18 protein-coding genes are annotated in these 16,263 nt (G+C 36.0%); 4 read left to right on the top strand and 14 right to left on the bottom strand.

Annotated features, from left to right (window positions below; genetic code table 11):
• Positions 1-36: 36 nt before the first annotated feature.
• The 8 genes from BMW64_RS15075 to atpB form a co-directional block, all read right to left on the bottom strand.
• Positions 37-342, bottom strand: coding sequence for an ATP-dependent Clp protease adaptor ClpS (locus tag BMW64_RS15075; protein ID WP_090000788.1), 306 nt, complete (start codon positions 340-342; stop codon positions 37-39).
• A 22-nt stretch (positions 343-364) separates the two neighbouring features.
• Positions 365-1,723: a hemolysin family protein gene (locus BMW64_RS15070; RefSeq protein ID WP_090000787.1), complete on the bottom strand. Its 1,359-nt coding sequence runs from the start codon at positions 1,721-1,723 to the stop codon at positions 365-367.
• 103 nt (positions 1,724-1,826) lie between these two features.
• Positions 1,827-2,690: an ATP synthase F1 subunit gamma gene (gene atpG / locus BMW64_RS15065; RefSeq protein ID WP_090000786.1), complete on the bottom strand. Its 864-nt coding sequence runs from the start codon at positions 2,688-2,690 to the stop codon at positions 1,827-1,829.
• Between the two features lie 73 nt (positions 2,691-2,763).
• The gene (gene atpA / locus BMW64_RS15060; protein ID WP_090000785.1) at positions 2,764-4,341 is read right to left on the bottom strand and encodes a F0F1 ATP synthase subunit alpha; all 1,578 of its coding nucleotides are present in this window, start codon (positions 4,339-4,341) and stop codon (positions 2,764-2,766) included.
• Between the two features lie 18 nt (positions 4,342-4,359).
• On the bottom strand, positions 4,360-4,899 hold the full coding sequence (gene atpH, locus BMW64_RS15055; protein WP_090000784.1) for an ATP synthase F1 subunit delta: 540 nt from the start codon (positions 4,897-4,899) through the stop codon (positions 4,360-4,362).
• 2 nt (positions 4,900-4,901) lie between these two features.
• The gene (locus BMW64_RS15050; RefSeq protein WP_090000783.1) at positions 4,902-5,396 is read right to left on the bottom strand and encodes a F0F1 ATP synthase subunit B; all 495 of its coding nucleotides are present in this window, start codon (positions 5,394-5,396) and stop codon (positions 4,902-4,904) included.
• A 103-nt stretch (positions 5,397-5,499) separates the two neighbouring features.
• Complete coding sequence (locus tag BMW64_RS15045) at positions 5,500-5,718, bottom strand: ATP synthase F0 subunit C (protein WP_007844726.1); 219 nt, start codon at positions 5,716-5,718, stop codon at positions 5,500-5,502.
• A gap of 50 nt (positions 5,719-5,768) precedes the next feature.
• Positions 5,769-6,887, bottom strand: a complete 1,119-nt coding sequence (gene atpB, locus BMW64_RS15040) for a F0F1 ATP synthase subunit A (RefSeq protein WP_090000782.1) — start codon at positions 6,885-6,887, stop codon at positions 5,769-5,771.
• Positions 6,888-7,346: 459 nt separating this feature from the next.
• On the opposite strand from atpB, the gene ffh reads away from it, so the two are divergent.
• Both ffh and BMW64_RS15025 read left to right on the top strand, forming a co-directional pair.
• Positions 7,347-8,708: a signal recognition particle protein gene (gene ffh / locus BMW64_RS15030; protein ID WP_090000780.1), complete on the top strand. Its 1,362-nt coding sequence runs from the start codon at positions 7,347-7,349 to the stop codon at positions 8,706-8,708.
• A 30-nt stretch (positions 8,709-8,738) separates the two neighbouring features.
• The gene (locus BMW64_RS15025; RefSeq protein WP_090000779.1) at positions 8,739-9,017 is read left to right on the top strand and encodes a TM2 domain-containing protein; all 279 of its coding nucleotides are present in this window, start codon (positions 8,739-8,741) and stop codon (positions 9,015-9,017) included.
• Positions 9,018-9,108: 91 nt separating this feature from the next.
• Here BMW64_RS15025 and BMW64_RS15020 read toward each other — a convergent pair whose 3' ends face one another.
• The 6 genes from BMW64_RS15020 to BMW64_RS14995 form a co-directional block, all read right to left on the bottom strand.
• Positions 9,109-9,744, bottom strand: a complete 636-nt coding sequence (locus tag BMW64_RS15020; protein WP_090000778.1) for an OmpW family outer membrane protein — start codon at positions 9,742-9,744, stop codon at positions 9,109-9,111.
• A 30-nt stretch (positions 9,745-9,774) separates the two neighbouring features.
• Positions 9,775-10,437 (bottom strand): outer membrane beta-barrel protein, encoded by a 663-nt coding sequence (locus BMW64_RS15015; RefSeq protein ID WP_090000777.1) that lies wholly within the window; start codon positions 10,435-10,437, stop codon positions 9,775-9,777.
• 78 nt (positions 10,438-10,515) lie between these two features.
• Positions 10,516-11,133, bottom strand: coding sequence for an outer membrane beta-barrel protein (locus tag BMW64_RS15010; RefSeq protein ID WP_090000776.1), 618 nt, complete (start codon positions 11,131-11,133; stop codon positions 10,516-10,518).
• 210 nt (positions 11,134-11,343) lie between these two features.
• Positions 11,344-11,865, bottom strand: a complete 522-nt coding sequence (locus BMW64_RS15005) for a hypothetical protein (RefSeq protein ID WP_090000775.1) — start codon at positions 11,863-11,865, stop codon at positions 11,344-11,346.
• Between the two features lie 120 nt (positions 11,866-11,985).
• A complete protein-coding gene (locus BMW64_RS15000) occupies positions 11,986-12,660 on the bottom strand; it encodes a porin family protein (protein WP_090000774.1) in 675 nt (224 codons plus the stop codon).
• Between the two features lie 145 nt (positions 12,661-12,805).
• Positions 12,806-13,765 (bottom strand): PhoH family protein, encoded by a 960-nt coding sequence (locus tag BMW64_RS14995; RefSeq protein ID WP_090000773.1) that lies wholly within the window; start codon positions 13,763-13,765, stop codon positions 12,806-12,808.
• A gap of 136 nt (positions 13,766-13,901) precedes the next feature.
• On the opposite strand from BMW64_RS14995, the gene BMW64_RS14990 reads away from it, so the two are divergent.
• Both BMW64_RS14990 and BMW64_RS14985 read left to right on the top strand, forming a co-directional pair.
• Entirely contained in the window at positions 13,902-14,729 is an 828-nt protein-coding gene (locus BMW64_RS14990; protein ID WP_090000772.1) for an SAM hydrolase/SAM-dependent halogenase family protein, read from the top strand.
• 63 nt (positions 14,730-14,792) lie between these two features.
• Positions 14,793-16,106 carry a dihydrolipoamide acetyltransferase family protein gene (locus tag BMW64_RS14985; RefSeq protein ID WP_090000771.1) on the top strand — a complete coding sequence of 438 codons (1,314 nt, stop codon included), beginning with the start codon at positions 14,793-14,795 and terminating at the stop codon, positions 16,104-16,106.
• Positions 16,107-16,263: the final 157 nt, after the last annotated feature.

The following is a 16,263-nucleotide window of genomic DNA, read 5'->3' as shown; positions in this document are numbered from 1 at the left end:
AAAAAGAAAAAACTCTAACATTTAATTAGAGCTTTATTATACTATCTCGCTTGTCAATTCTCTTGAAAGCAATTTTTCATGCATGGGCTTAAGCAAATCCATTGATCCTGTTTTAACCGTACATTTACCTTTAAAATGAACTAAAATTGTACATTGTTCTGCCTGTTCCAATGTATGTTTGCAAATTTCTATCAGACAGTCGATTACATAATCGAAAGTGTGAACATCATCATTATGCAAAACCAGTTTATAGACTTCATCCGTATCTTCCAGCACAAGAACATCTTCTTCATACTTACGTTTCGGATCGTCATAATCTTTAATGCTGTTATAAAAATTCATCCGTCGTTATTTAAGAATTAAATCAGACCTCGCCGATTTTTTCAGCCAGATCATTTATATTATTTGGTTCTTCATATAAAAGCTCAACCAATTCGACACTTTTATTATTCATTTTTAAAATTTTAAAATGATAATTTTCAAGTTCAAACTCCTGGTTTTCTTCCGGAATGTCTTCTAAAGCATGCAAGATAAAGCCGGCAAGTGTGTTATATTCACTTTCTTCTGAAAGCGGTAATTTTTTAGGCAGAAATTCATTGATTTCGTCAAGAGGTTGCGTTGCCTGAACCCAAAATGTGTTCTCCGCAATTTTATCAACTATCTTTTCTTCATCGTCTTCTTCATCCTGGATCTCACCTACCAATTCTTCAAGAATATCTTCAAGGGTAATAATTCCCTCCGTACCACCAAATTCGTCTATAACAATGGCAAGGTGCTGCTTTTTCTGCTGGAAAATTTTCAAAAGATCTGAAATCTTTTTACTTCCTACCACAAAAAATGCGTCACGCATTAAGTCTTTAAGATCTTCATGGCTGAGTTCACCTTTTCTCTTTACAAACTCCCTGATGATTTCTTTTGTATAGAGAATACCAATAACATTGTCAATAGAATCTACATAAACCGGAATTCTGGAGTATCCGCTTTCCATGATTTTGTTGATAATTTCATTGACATCTTCCTCAAAATCGATAGAAGTAATATTCTGTCGGGGAACCATGATCTGTTTTGCCGAATGATCCGTAAAATCAAAGGCATTTTTGATAATTTCGTAGTTTTCTTCCTCAATTTCTCCACTGTCCGCACTTTGCTTTACCAAAAGCTGAAGCTCTTCCGTAGAATGGATTTCATGTTCTGAAGCAGGATGGATTTTTACTAATCTCAAAAATGTATTAGACATTAAATTCATCAACCATATAAAAGGTTTAAAAACAGTATAGAAAACCCGTAACGGAATAGCAGTCGCCATCGTAGTTGATTCTGATTTCCTGATTGCAATGGATTTTGGGATAAGCTCACCAAAAACGATATGCATAATAGTGATCAGAACAAAACTTGTAATGACGGAAATTGAGGTAATTGTTGTCTCTGTAAGGTCAATATTGAGTGAACTGAAAATATTTTCAACAATATGATGCAAGGCACTTTCTCCCACCCAACCTAAGGCAAGGGATGCCAGCGTAATGCCCAGCTGTGTTGCAGAAAGATATTCATCAAGATGCTTGATGATGTGTTCTGCCTGTTTCGCCATAGAATTTCCTTCTGCGGCTTTTAACTGGATTTGTGAATAACGAACTTTAACAATTGAAAATTCTGCGGCTACAAAGAAGCCATTAAGTAAAACAAGTAATAAGGCCAGCAAAAGCCTGACTATGTCCGAGTCCATTTAGAAGTTGTATATAATTTGATACAAATATATACAAAATAAAAATAACAAAAAAAGCATCGTGGTATACGATGCTTTAATAAATATTGTATGAAATATCTTTTTAAGAGTTTTTCAAAGCTTCTGCTCCAGAAACAATCTCTAAAATTTCGTTTGTAATAGCAGCCTGTCTTGCTTTGTTGTAGAAGATTACCAGATCATTCTTCAAAGCCTGAGCGTTATCTGTTGCTTTATGCATTGCAGTCATTCTCGCTCCGTGTTCAGATGCTACCGAATCCAGGATTGCTTTGAAAACCTGAGTTTTGATAGATTTAGGAATCAGATTATCTAAAATTTCCGTTCTGTTCGGTTCGAAAATATAATCCGTTTCTACCTGAGGCTCTGTAGTTTCAGGCATTGAGATCGGAAGAAGTTGTTCTGTTGTCACTTCCTGTGTAGCAGCATTGATGAATTTATTGTAAATTAAATAAACTTCGTCAAATTTGCCTTCTCTAAAGCTGGTCATCACTCCTTCTGCAACGTTAGATACGGCATCGAAGTTTAAATTGTCATATACTGAACTTGCATTAGAATATACTGTACGGTTTCTTCTTACAGCATCAAAAGCTTTTTTACCTACCGGAAGAACTTCAATCTCATACTGAGAATTATGCTGAAACTGTGCATTAAGCTCCTTAACAATAGAAGAATTGAAAGCCCCCGCAAGACCTCTGTTTGAAGTAACAGCGATAAAAAGCACTCTTCTTACTTCTCTTTTCTGAGCATACACAGAAATCTGGTCAGGATCTGAGCTGGAATTTACATTCTGGATAAGCTCCTGCAGTTTTTCAGAATAAGGTCTTAACATTACGATAGCATCCTGTGCTTTTTTAAGTTTCGCTGCCGAAACCATCTTCATAGCACGTGTAATTTGCATCGTAGATGAAATTGACGTAATTCTACCTCGTATTTCTTTTAAGTTTGCCATTATTTTGGTTCAAGGTTTAAGGTATGAAGTTTAAGGTCTAAAACATTCATTCTAAACCTTAAACATTGAATTTTTAGTTATACTTGGAAGCTAAATCATTAGCTGCCTGCTTAAGAACACCAGTGATTGAATCATCGATTTTCCCAGCTTTAATTGCAGCCATTGTATCTGGGTGCTTAGATCTAAGGAACTCGATATATTCGATTTGGAATTCTTTTACTTTTCTGATAGGAACGTTTCTCAATAAATTCTCTGTTCCTGCGTAGATCATTGCTACCTGGCTGTCTACAGGAAGAGGAGAGTTTACCGGCTGCTTAAGGATTTCCACATTTCTTTCCCCTTTAGAGATTACGGCTAATGTAGCAGCATCAAGGTCAGAACCGAACTTAGCAAACGCTTCTAATTCTTTATATTGTGCCTGGTCTAATTTTAATGTACCAGATACTTTTTTCATTGATTTGATCTGAGCGTTACCTCCTACCCTTGATACGGAGATCCCTACGTTGATCGCAGGACGAACCCCTGAGTTGAATAGATCTGATTCAAGGAAAATCTGTCCGTCTGTAATAGAGATTACGTTGGTTGGGATATACGCAGAAACATCACCTGCCTGAGTTTCAATGATTGGAAGTGCCGTTAATGAACCTCCACCTTTTACGATTGGTCTTAAAGACTCAGGTAAATCGTTCATCTGGCTTGCGATCTGATCATCAGCGATCACTTTTGCCGCTCTTTCCAATAATCTTGAGTGAAGATAGAAAACGTCTCCAGGGTAAGCTTCACGGCCCGGTGGTCTTCTTAAAAGTAGAGAAAGCTCACGGTAAGCAACCGCTTGTTTAGATAAATCATCATAAACAATCAAAGCTGGTCTACCAGTGTCTCTGAAGAACTCACCAATCGCAGCTCCTGCCATTGCAGAATATACCTGCATCGGAACCGGATCAGATGCATTAGCAGCAACGATTACTGTATAAGCTAAAGCCCCTTTATCTGATAATGTTTTAACGATTTGTGCTACAGTAGACGCTTTTTGTCCGATAGCAACATATATACAATATACAGGTTTCCCTGCATCAAAAAATTCTTTTTGGTTGATGATCGTATCGATCGCAACAGTAGTTTTACCTGTCTGTCTGTCACCGATGATAAGCTCTCTCTGTCCTCTTCCTACAGGGATCATAGAGTCGATTGCAACGATACCTGACTGTAAAGGTTCAGTTACCGGCTGTCTGTAAATAACTCCAGGAGCTTTTCTTTCCAATGGCATTTCATATAATTCCCCAGAAATAGGACCTTTACCATCGATAGGGTTACCAAGAGTATCTACTACTCTTCCTAACATCCCTTCTCCTACCTTGATAGAAGAGATTCTGTTTGTTCTTCTTACGGTATCTCCTTCTTTTACTAATTTACTTTCACCAAGTAGAGCAACACCTACGTTGTCTTCTTCAAGGTTTAGTACAATACCTTCTACATCACTAGAAAATTTCACCAACTCTCCGTATTGTACGTTTTCTAACCCGTATACACGAGCAATACCATCACCGATGGTTAAAACTGTACCTACTTCCTCAACGTTTGATTGAGTATCGAAGTTGGCCAATTGCTGTTTTAAGATCGCAGATACTTCTGCCGGATTTATTTCTGCCATTGTATGGTTGTTTTTTCTTTAATTTAATTGAAAATCTTTTTTAACTTTATTAAGTTTAGACTTTACAGATGCATCTACCTGCTGATCACCTACTCTTAAAATGTAACCTCCTAAAATTTCAGGCTTAACATTTACTTCCAAATCGAATTTGGCGTCAGCATTTACCATATTGGTAGATTTCAAAATCTGATCGATATTTTCTTTTGAAAGCGGAGTTGCTATTGTAAGCGTTACTCGCTGTACGCCGTTGATGTCTTCAACTTTGTTGATGAATTCCTGAGCAATATTTCTAAGCTGATTTTCTCTTCCATGTCTGATCACTAAGGTAATCAAATTCTGTGAAGAAGCCGATAAACTCTTAAAAATCTCACTTGCTACCTCTACTTTCTTTTTAGAATCTATGTAAGGTGTAAGGAAGAACTTCTTTAAATCCTGGGACTCAGTCATGATCTTCACTACATCTTTCATTTCAGAAAATACAGTAGCTGTCTGACCTGATTCATTGGTAAAATCAAGTAAACCTTGTGCGTATCTTTTAGCTACTTTAGATGTAAGCATTATTAGTTAAGGTTTGATTTGTTTAAATAATTCTGAACTAATTCGTTTTGAGCCTCAGTATTGTCAAGCTTTTGCTTAAGGATAGACTCAGCGATGTTTACTGATAAAGTACCGATCTGAGATTTGATATCTGCCATTGCAGCATTTTTCTCTGAAGTGATCGTTTGTTTAGCAGCTTCGATCATTTTATCTCCTTCAGCTTTAGCAACATCTTTAGCTTCCCCCACGATTCTATCTTTAATTTCTCTTGCTTCTTTAAGGATAGCATCTCTTTCGATTTTTGCTTCACGAATGATTCTCTCGTTATCCTCTTTTAAAGTTTCCATTTCTTTTCTTGCCAAAGTAGCTTGGTTAAGAGCATCAACGATAGAAGTTTCTCTGTCGTTAATAGCATTAACAATCGGTTTCCAAGCGAATTTTGCTAGAAGAAATAATAGGATAACAAAAGTAAGGGTCATCCAAAACAAAAGTCCAATTCCAGGTTCTATAATTCCCATATCTGTAGATTCTTTTTTACGTGTTATTTTATGGATTGTGTTTTAAAAAACTCTTAGCAGCAGCCAACCGCTTCACTGCTAAGAATGTTTTCTTGAGGATAGATTACTTGATGAAAGCACCAAAGATAATCGCGATAAGACCAGCACCTTCGATAAGACCTGCAGCAATAAGCATTGCTCCTTGAATCTTACCAGCTTGCTCAGGCTGTCTAGCGATAGCGTCCATTGCATGACCTCCGATTTTTCCGATACCAAGACCTACTCCTAGTACTGCTAAACCGATACCTACGTAAATTAATCCTGCTCCAGTTGATAAATCCATAATAAATAAATTATATTAGTTAAAAATTATTTTAAATATTCTCTTTTTAATTAATGAGCGTGCTCTTCGTGACCGTGCTCATGCTCGTGCTCTGCTACTGCAATACCGATAAATAAAGCGGATAATACAGTAAAGATATATGCTTGTAGTGCTGCTACTAATAATTCCAATACAGAAACGAATAACGCTAAAGGCACAGATGCAAATCCTAAGAACGGAGATTTGAAAATGAAGATCAATGAAATAATCGCCAAAATCATAATGTGTCCTGCTGTAACGTTAGCGAAAAGTCGCATCATTAAAGCAAAAGGCTTTGTAAAGATTCCGATAATCTCAATTGGAACCATGATAGGATACAATAAGATCGGCACAGGCGGCATAAAGATATGTTTCCAATAATCTTTATTAGCGCTAAATAATGTAATCAATAAAGTAATGATTGCTAAAACAGCTGTAATTGCAATATTACCTGTAAGGTTTGCCCCAAAAGGAAAGAAAGGAATTAATCCGAATAAGTTATTGAACCAGATAAAGAAAAATGCTGTCAATAAATAAGGCATATATCTTTTATATTTAACTGATCCGATATTCGGAATAGCTACTTCATCTCTTATAAATACAATTACAGGCTCTAATAATTTCCCTGCACCTTTTGGCAACTGGGATTTTTTATAGTTTCTTGCCATTCCCATGAAAATTACTGCCATGAAAATTACTGAAAGAAACATGGATGCTGTATTTTTTGTAATTGAAAGATCAAAAAATACATCGTTTGATTTTTGCTTTCCGCTGATTATTGAAAAAAGCGTTGCTTTTTCAATACCTTTAGTTGAAACAACCTGTCCTTCTTCTAAAGTATAACCGTCATGTTCATGACCGTGAGCAATGCTGCTTGAAAGAAAAGTATGCCACCCTTCATTATCTTTAATAATTATCGGAAGCGGAACAGAAACATGATGCTCTTCACCATTATCATCTTTTGTAGTCCATAAATGCCATTCATTTGAATCACCGATATGCTCCATGATCATTTTAGTAGCATTAAAGTCTTCTTTCTGCTCTATTTTTTCCGCCGGCTCTTCGCCTTCAGAAGTATGCTGAGCAATAGCTAAACTGCTCACAAACACAAATAAAAATGCGAAAAACAATGAAGAAATCTTTCTATTCATATCTCTTTTTTAATCGTGTGCAAATATATCGATTTTATTAAACTTTACCAATACTAAAAATTGATTTTTATCATCAAAAAAATCAGGATTTATTAATGAGTTTTATTACAGGTATATATATAAGGAGTGACGCGATTATAAAACATATCACTATAAATAGAAAATTTTCTCTTGTTTTCTCTATGATCATCAAAGAAAGGGCAAGCCAGATAATATCCTTGGAAATATTCAGTGACAAAAACTTCATGGCAGCATCTGCTTTACCATAAATACGTTTTTTAAAAAGTATAAATACAGTAATATTCAGGATTAAAATTAGCAGGATGATAATTAAACTGTCTATAAAATTCATTTTGCAAAAATAGGACTATAATTCTGATCCATTACAAATCTCTGCACCTTATATATTATATATACTAAAAAATTCCTTATTTTTGCACACTATAATTTACAATACATATGTTTAATAGTTTACAGGATAAATTAGACAAGGCGCTGCACAATATTTCAGGACGTGGAAAAATCACGGAAATCAATGTAGCGGAAACCGTAAAAGAAATTCGTAGAGCATTGGTGGATGCCGATGTTAATTATAAAGTTGCAAAGGATCTTACAAAAAGAGTTCAGGACAAAGCCCTGGGACAGGATGTACTAACATCACTTACGCCGGGACAGCTGATGACGAAGATCGTTCACGATGAACTTGTAGATTTAATGGGAGGCTCTCAGGAGGGAATTAATCTTTCTGGAAAACCATCTGTGATTTTAATTGCCGGACTTCAGGGTTCAGGTAAGACCACTTTCTCAGGAAAGCTTGCTAATTATTTAAAAACAAAAAGAAATAAAAAACCTCTTTTGGTAGCATGCGACGTTTACCGTCCTGCTGCGATCGACCAGCTAAAAGTTTTAGGTGGACAGATCGGGGTTCCTGTTTTTACGGAAGAAGGTTCTATGGATCCTTCAAGCATCTCTCAGAACGCCATTAATTTTGCTAAATCCAACGGTCATGATGTTGTGATTGTGGATACAGCAGGTCGTTTGGCGATTGATGAGCAGATGATGAAGGAAATTAAAACAGTTCACTCTGTTATTACACCTAACGAAACGCTTTTCGTAGTAGATTCCATGACCGGTCAGGATGCTGTAAATACAGCAAAAGCATTCAATGATACCTTGAATTTTGACGGAGTTGTTTTAACAAAATTAGACGGTGATACCCGTGGTGGAGCTGCATTAACGATTCGTTCTGTGGTTGAAAAACCGATCAAATTTATTTCGACTGGTGAGAAAATGGAAGCTTTAGACCTTTTCTACCCGGAAAGGATGGCCGACAGGATCTTAGGAATGGGAGACGTTGTTTCCCTGGTAGAAAGAGCTCAGGAACAGTTTGATGAAGAAGAAGCGAAAAAGCTTCACAAGAAAATCGCTAAGAACGAGTTTGGTTTTGATGATTTCCTGAAACAGATCAACCAGATCAAAAAGATGGGTAATATGAAGGATTTGATGGGGATGATTCCGGGTGTTGGAAAAGCAATCAAAGATGTAGAGATCAGCGATGATGCTTTTAAACACATTGAAGCGATCATCTACTCTATGACGCCTGAAGAAAGAAGAAAACCTTCTATTATCAATACACAGAGAAAAAACAGAATTGCCAAAGGTGCCGGAAGAAAAATTGAAGATGTAAACCAACTGATGAAGCAATTCGACCAAATGGGTAAAATGATGAAGATGATGCAAGGACCTCAAGGTAAGCAAATGATGCAGATGATGAGCAAAATGCCGAATATGCCTGGAATGGGTGGAATGTTCGGAAAATAAAAACACCAAAACGACCAAAAAAATATTCTTATGGAAGTGTACGGAAATAATCAAGGTAATTATAACCAGCCTTATAGATCAGAGAAAAAAGTAGCAGCTGGTATCCTTGCTATTCTTTTAGGTGGATTAGCCATTCACAAATTTTATTTAGGATATACTAAAGCGGGAATCATTCAATTGATCCTAAGTATTGTAACATGTGGTACAATTGGAGGTCTTATCGGTTTGATTGAAGGAATTATTTATCTGACAAAATCAGATGAAGAATTTGACAGAACGTATGTTCAGAATCAAAAAGAATGGTTTTAAATTTTTAAATACAATATAAAATCCGGCTCAAATAAATTTGAGCCGGATTTTTTTAAGACTTTGTCAAATTTCAGATCTTTGACAAAGTTTTTTATTTATCAGATTTCTGAGCTTTGGCTTTGATGAAATAAGAGAAACCAACGTTTACACCGAAAGTTTTTACGTTTGTTTTAACATCGGTATTCATGATCGTTTCTTTATTTGAGAACTGATCGTAAGAAACACCAAGGTTGATCCCTAAAGACTGAGTAGCCATATAAGTAACTCCACCTTTTACTTTCCATGCAAGACCATCCGTTGTATTGTCATCGGAAGTAGAAAGTCCCATAACATTTATTTCTCCTTTATTTTTCACTGAAGCATACCCGATACCCGCACCAAGGAAAGGAACGAATTTGCTGTCATTAGCAAAATAATATGTAGCAGTAGGCATTACCGAAAAGCTTGTTGTAGTAGCCTTTGCTCCCTCATACTTTGTTGTAGCGCTTGTAAGTCCCAAATCGATTCCTACAGCCAATTTATCAATAACAAAATATCCTACAGAAGGAGTTACTGAGAATGTACTTACTTTTGGTCCGTCAGCAGATTGACCTCCTACCTTTACGGTTGTATTTACATTATTAAATCCGAAACCTGTGTTTCCGCTGATTACCCAGTCTCCTTTGGTCATTTGAGCATTTGATAATCCGAAAAGTGCAACAGCACCTGCTAGTAATAGTTTTTTCATGATTTTTTATTTATAAAAGTTTATTATTAATTATTTAGCAAAAACATATTTTACTCCGAACATCACCGAAGATAAATTCAGCCCGAAATTGAATGTGTCAGTTCCTTTATCCAGATCTTTAATTTTTGTATTTTTATAGCCAAATTCTCCGATGGTTGCTTCAATCGTCCAGTTTTTACTGATAAAATAATCTAATCCCGGCTTCACATTTACACCGAAAGAAGTATATTTCTGTTCGATATTCATAGTCTGAAAATATGTATATCCGTTCATATCAATATAATCTAATTGTAGATCTGCTGTACGTTTTCCAATTTCAATTGGAACTTCAAGCTGTCCGAAAATATATAATTTATCTGAAAGCGTCCAGTATTTTCTGATGAATGGTTTTGCTGTAAAAGCATTTGTTTTAACGACTGTTTGCACTGTTTCAATACCAGATCCGAAATTAGTAATATCCGTATGATCCGCTCTGCTTCCGGCATAGCCTATTCCTGTACCAACAGCCAAATTAGGAGCAATGAAAATACCAACAGTTGGTACAACACTAAAGTTCTGATCTTTGTTGTCTGTATTGTTATCTTTTTCCTGAGAATAGTCTACCTGTCCTGATAGATAAATAGTACCTGTTTTAATCTGGGCATTAGAAAGCCCGAAAAATGCAACAGCAGTTGCGAGTAATAATTTTTTCATGGTTTTTAATTGTAATAGTTTAAAAGTGGAAAAGCCCTAAGCAAAAACTTAGGACTTTAACAGTTTATGTTTTGTTTATTATTTAGCAAAAACATATTTAACACCGAAAGTAACTGAAGATAAGTTTAATCCAAAGTTGAAGTTATCAGTGCTTTTATCAAGATCTTTGTATTTGAAGTTGTTGTATCCGAATTCTCCGATAGTAGCTTCAATAGACCAGTTTTTGTTTAAGAAATAATCTAAACCTGGTTTTACATTTACCCCGATTGAAGTGAATTTAGATTCAGTATTGAACTGAGCAGCAGTACCGCTGTATTCAGCTTTATCTTTACCAAAAGCCATAGGAACTTCCAATTGTCCGAAGATGTAGAACTTCTCTCCTACAGTCCAGTATTTTCTTACGAAAGGAGCCACTACGAAAGCGTCAGTCGTAAGTTTAGTTTCAACGTTTGTTAATGCACTTGTTGAAGTTGTAGAGCTGTTTGCATAACCAACACCTAATCCAACAGCAACGTTATTTCCTACGAAATATCCAACAGTAGGTACGATTGTGAAATCTTCTACTTTAGCGTCAGTATTGTTATCCTGAGTTGAAGAATAGCCTACCTGCCCTGATAAATATGTAGTTCCTTTAGCGATCTGAGCATTAGATAAACCGAAAAGTGCGATAGCACCTGCTAATAATACTTTTTTCATTTTTTAAAAATTTAATACTTTCTGGCGGCAAATTTACAGTGGTACCAGTGAATATTAAAATTTGTTAATGTGATTAATATCATTGATTATTATTAGCGTTTTACAACAATAATCCGTATTAATAGATAGGTTTTGAGTTTTTCACAATTATTTGAATAAAAAAACTCCAACTTTTCAATTGGAGTTAAATATGGTTGATTTTTAAAAATTTTATTTCAGGAAGAAATTTGCTCCGAAATTAATGGCTCCGAAATTGAAACGGTCGTCACCATGCCAGCGTGGGTCAGGTCCTGGACCATGATCCTTGTATTTACTACCGATATTCTGGAATCCTAAATATAATTCTACATTTTTCATCTGGTATCCAACTCTTGGCGCTACATAAAGACCACTGTTAATATAGTTTCTTGTAGAAATTGCTGCTCCCAGATCCAATCCTACAAAAAGTGGCACTTTATTAAAAGTATATTTTCCTGATACTGCAATTGGAACAAAACCAAAATCATCTACATTATCTTTTCCGAAAAAATGAGAATATCCCGTAGTAGCACCGATATCCAGCCCTCTAATAATATTCCACATGTAAGCAGCATCAATTCCGATTGTTACACTTGAAGCGTCTGCGGCGTCACCAAGCGGAGCACCAATATGACCACCAAGTCTGAAACCCTCCTGCGCCTGCGCAACACCACCCAAAAGTGCAAAAGCACCTAGTAATAGTAATTTTTTCATTTTAATAAGTTTAAATATTTAATTGTTGAATTATCTGCAACAGAAAATGTGGTACCTTTAAAACCACGAAAAAAGCGGTACAAATTTTGTACCGCTTTGATTTCTTTTGTGAAATAATTCTTAATTTCCTCCGAATTTGAAGCCAACTCCAATTTGGAAGAAGCTATTTTTTAAAGTTTCATTTCCTTCCGGATTCTTGATCAGATTAGAAACACCAAGATTATATCTCGCATCAAAGAATAAACCATTCTCCAATGTATATTCAGCACCAATAAAAGGAGCTAAATTTAACGTGTTTACATCATCTTTCACATCTTCAGTAGAACTTGTCGACTCCGAAAAAGATTGTCCCATAGCTGATCCTGATAATGTAGCAGTGGCTTCTACTTTCGCTGAAGTAACAATACCTACATTAAGCCCTAAACCGAAAGCTAAATTTTCAGTAGCATAATATTTGGCACTAACAGGAATCTGTACAGTTCCAAATTTCCAATCTGATTTTTCAGTACCTGTAACAGTAACACCCATTTCGTTATAAGTTACGGATTCTTCCTGCTTTCCTCCTAGTGGAGAATATAAAACTTCCCCTTGTACCGCAAATTTATCACTGATTTTATATTCGGCTAGTATCCCCGCGTAGAAAGTAGATTTTGAATCAAATTTATAAGATTCTCCATCTCCTTTTGCGTTTAGCATTGATAATGAGTAACCTGCTTTAGGTCCGAATCTGAATTCCTGAGCGTTAGCGCTCATTCCCATAACAGCAACTGCTGCCAAAAGTAGAAATTTCTTCATTGTTAATAGTTTTTTAAAGTAATCCGGGACAAAAATACTCTTTTTTTTTAAAATTCAAACACTTGTGAGTTTTATTTTTAAATAAAAAAAATACAAGAAGATAACTCCCTGTATTACAATATTCTTTTAAGTATATAAATTATTTTTAATCGTTCCGCTGTCTTTTCTCTTCATCATTATAAGCCAGGATAATCTTTTTAACCACCGGATGTCTTACCACATCTTCTTCCGTAAGATGTACAAAACCAATTTCCTTTACCCCTTTCAGAATCCTCATGGCTTCTTTCAAACCTGATTGCTGTTTAGGCGGAAGGTCGACCTGGCTGGGATCACCTGTAATGATGAATTTTGCATTCATCCCCATCCTGGTTAAAAACATTTTCATCTGTGAATGGGTAGTGTTCTGAGCTTCATCCAGAATCACAAACGCATCATCCAGCGTTCTTCCTCTCATAAAAGCGAGTGGTGCGACTTCAATCACTTTTTTCTCAATAAATCCTTCCAGTTTTTCGTGAGGAATCATGTCGCGAAGTGCATCATATAAAGGCTGTAAATACGGATCCAGCTTTTCTTTAAGATCTCCAGGCAAGAAACCAAGGCTCTCCCCTGCTTCCACAGCAGGTCTTGTGAGTACAATTCTTTTTACAGTTTTATCCCTTAGCGCTTTTGCAGCAAGAGCAACACTCGTATATGTTTTTCCCGTTCCCGCAGGTCCGATTGCAAAAACCATGTCTTTTTTCTCAGTTTCCTTTACTAATTTTTTTAGGTTGGTGGTTTTAGCTTTAATAATTTTACCATTTACCCCTTTTACGATGATATCCTGATCAAAAACAAGCTGTTTCTCATTTTCATCCTTAATATTCAGGATATTTTCAACGTCTTTAAGATCGATAGAATTATTTTTTGAGATATATTTCACAATATCATCCAGCTTTTGCTTAAAAATGTCAAGCGCTTCCTGATTACCCATTGCAAATATATAATGATCTCTACCCGTGATTTTAAGTGTAGGAAAAGTAGATTTTATTAAATTGAAATATTGGTTATTAACTCCATAGAAGATTTTCGCATCGATATCCTCCAAATCATATGTTAATTCAAACATGCAGTATCTTTATTAATTTTAGAACTTAAATGTAAAGCTTTTTTTGGAAATTTATATCAAATTCTTTTCCACAATCATTCGGGCATTCTTTTTATTTTAAATAAATTTGCATTTCTACTATTCTTATAAAAAATCAATGTCAATTATTACACTTACTTCAGATTTCGGAAATTTGGATTACAGGGTTGCCGCTGTAAAAGGCAGTATACTTTCTCTGAATCAGAAAGTTAATATTATTGATATTACCCACGATATTCAGGCTTTTAATCTGGTACAGACCTCTTATATTGTCAGAAATGCCTATAAACATTTCCCTAAAAACTCTGTTCATATACTTTCTGTCGATAGTTTTCACAACAAATCAAGAAAAAATATCGTTTGTAAAGCCGATGGACATTACTTTATTGCTGCCGACAACGGACTTTTAAGCCTCATATTTTTTGATATAAAACCCGAAGCCATCTACGAAATCACACTTAATAATAGGTTTGATGATATTGTTAATTTCACATCAACCGATGTTTTTGTTCCGGCTGCAGTACATTTGGCCAATGGTGGACTTCCCGAGGTAATCGGAAGAAAAATTGATACAGCCAAGCAACTTTTATTCCCGAAACCTGTTTTTAATGATTCCGAAAAGATGATTATTGGCGAGGTAACCTATATTGATAATTTCGGAAATATAATATCAAATATTAGCAAAGATTTTTTTGAAAGTTCCGGTAAAGGGTACGAAAATTTTACTATAAAATTCAGAAATCTGAGCCTTTCACGCATATTCCTGAGCCACACGGAAGTCGTTTCAGATTGGGAAAGAGAAACCGAATTCCACGGCCAATCTGCAGCAATTTTCAATGATAGTCAGCTTTTGGAATTAACGATTTATAAAGGAAGCAAGAAGAACGGCGCCAAGTCTTTGTTTGGACTTAATGTTGGTGAGAATATTTACATCGAATTTTTCTAAAATTTAATATTTCATAAAAAAATCGATTTTTTTTATATATTTGTCAAAATCTAAAAAATAAAAATGGCAGAGTACAAATTATTGCTTCCTTCCATGGGAGAAGGTGTTATGGAAGCGACGATTATCACCTGGTTATTCAACGAAGGAGATAATGTGAACGAAGATGATTCCGTAGTGGAGATTGCAACTGACAAAGTAGATTCAGACGTTCCGACACCAGTTTCGGGGAAAATCGTAAAGATTTTAAAACAGAAAGACGAAGTTGCAAAAGTAGGCGAAGCTATTGCCATTTTAGAAATTGAGGGAGAAGGAAGTGCTCCTGCTTCTGAAGAAACAACTACAGAAATTCCCGCTTCTACTCCGGATGCGGAAACTTTACAGACAATAGAAGAACCGTTAAAAGTATCTGCTTCTACAGAGTTTTCGGGAGACCTTTATCTTTCTCCGCTTGTAAAATCAATTGCACAACAAGAAAATATTTCTGAAGCCGAACTGAAATCCATCAAAGGAAATGGTTTAGAAGGAAGAATTACCAAAGAAGATATTTTAGCATACGTTAAAAACAGAGGAAACCAGCCAACTCCACAGGCCGCTCCTGTACAACAGGCACCTTCTGCTCCACAATCATCTGTAAGTTCAGCTCCGGCAGCTACCATTACGGCTGCTGCAGGCGACGAGATCATTCCGATGGACAGAATGAGAAAAATCATCGCTGAAAACATGGTAAAGGCTAAGCAGATTGCTCCTCACGTTACTTCTTTTATCGAAACTGACGTCACCAACGTGGTAAAATGGAGAAACAAGAACAAAGCTGTTTTCGAAAAACGTGAAGGTGAAAAGCTTACTTTCATGCCGATTTTCGTAAGAGCTGTCGTAAAGGCAATTCAGGATTTTCCAATGATCAATGTTTCTGTAAATGGTGAGAACATCATTAAAAAGAAAAATATCAATATCGGTATGGCTACTGCTCTTCCGGACGGAAATCTTATCGTTCCTGTGATTAAAAATGCAGACCAGCTGTCTCTTTCCGGATTGGCGAAAGCGATCAACGACCTGGCTTACAGAGCGAGAAACAAAAAATTAAGACCTGAAGATACGCAGGGCGCCACATATACGATCTCTAATGTTGGAAGTTTCGGAAACCTTATGGGAACTCCGATCATTCCTCAGCCTCAGGTTGCAATTCTGGCTATTGGAGCCATCGTTAAAAAGCCTGCCGTTCTGGAAACACCTGACGGAGATGTGATTGCGATTAGAAACCTGATGTTCATGTCGCATTCGTACGACCACAGAGTGGTTGATGGTTCTTTAGGCGGAATGATGCTGAAACATGTTCACGACTACCTTGAAAACTGGGATCTGAACACTGAAATATAAGTAATGAGAATTGGTAATAAGTAATTAATTACTACCAGTTAATAATAAAGATAAGTCATAATGCAATTGTCATGTTGAGCTTGTCGAAACATCTCATCAATACAAAGCCTTCGGAAATCCGGAGGTTTTTTTGATTTAAATAAAATTTCTTATAACA

The sequence above is a fragment of the Chryseobacterium taichungense genome (genome assembly GCF_900109935.1).
Classification (GTDB): Bacteria; Bacteroidota; Bacteroidia; order Flavobacteriales; family Weeksellaceae; genus Chryseobacterium; species Chryseobacterium taichungense.
Note: the sequence above shows the minus strand (reverse complement) of the source record. Positions and strands in the feature narration are given on the sequence as shown.

Coding starts and splice junctions, on each gene's coding strand:
- BMW64_RS15075 (WP_090000788.1), bottom strand. CDS start 342: ATGAATTTTTATAACAGCATTAAAGATTATGACGATCCGAAACGTAAG.
- BMW64_RS15070 (WP_090000787.1), bottom strand. CDS start 1,723: ATGGACTCGGACATAGTCAGGCTTTTGCTGGCCTTATTACTTGTTTTA.
- atpG (WP_090000786.1), bottom strand. CDS start 2,690: ATGGCAAACTTAAAAGAAATACGAGGTAGAATTACGTCAATTTCATCT.
- atpA (WP_090000785.1), bottom strand. CDS start 4,341: ATGGCAGAAATAAATCCGGCAGAAGTATCTGCGATCTTAAAACAGCAA.
- atpH (WP_090000784.1), bottom strand. CDS start 4,899: ATGCTTACATCTAAAGTAGCTAAAAGATACGCACAAGGTTTACTTGAT.
- BMW64_RS15050 (WP_090000783.1), bottom strand. CDS start 5,396: ATGGGAATTATAGAACCTGGAATTGGACTTTTGTTTTGGATGACCCTT.
- BMW64_RS15045 (WP_007844726.1), bottom strand. CDS start 5,718: ATGGATTTATCAACTGGAGCAGGATTAATTTACGTAGGTATCGGTTTA.
- atpB (WP_090000782.1), bottom strand. CDS start 6,887: ATGAATAGAAAGATTTCTTCATTGTTTTTCGCATTTTTATTTGTGTTT.
- ffh (WP_090000780.1), top strand. CDS start 7,347: ATGTTTAATAGTTTACAGGATAAATTAGACAAGGCGCTGCACAATATT.
- BMW64_RS15025 (WP_090000779.1), top strand. CDS start 8,739: ATGGAAGTGTACGGAAATAATCAAGGTAATTATAACCAGCCTTATAGA.
- BMW64_RS15020 (WP_090000778.1), bottom strand. CDS start 9,744: ATGAAAAAACTATTACTAGCAGGTGCTGTTGCACTTTTCGGATTATCA.
- BMW64_RS15015 (WP_090000777.1), bottom strand. CDS start 10,437: ATGAAAAAATTATTACTCGCAACTGCTGTTGCATTTTTCGGGCTTTCT.
- BMW64_RS15010 (WP_090000776.1), bottom strand. CDS start 11,133: ATGAAAAAAGTATTATTAGCAGGTGCTATCGCACTTTTCGGTTTATCT.
- BMW64_RS15005 (WP_090000775.1), bottom strand. CDS start 11,865: ATGAAAAAATTACTATTACTAGGTGCTTTTGCACTTTTGGGTGGTGTT.
- BMW64_RS15000 (WP_090000774.1), bottom strand. CDS start 12,660: ATGAAGAAATTTCTACTTTTGGCAGCAGTTGCTGTTATGGGAATGAGC.
- BMW64_RS14995 (WP_090000773.1), bottom strand. CDS start 13,765: ATGTTTGAATTAACATATGATTTGGAGGATATCGATGCGAAAATCTTC.
- BMW64_RS14990 (WP_090000772.1), top strand. CDS start 13,902: ATGTCAATTATTACACTTACTTCAGATTTCGGAAATTTGGATTACAGG.
- BMW64_RS14985 (WP_090000771.1), top strand. CDS start 14,793: ATGGCAGAGTACAAATTATTGCTTCCTTCCATGGGAGAAGGTGTTATG.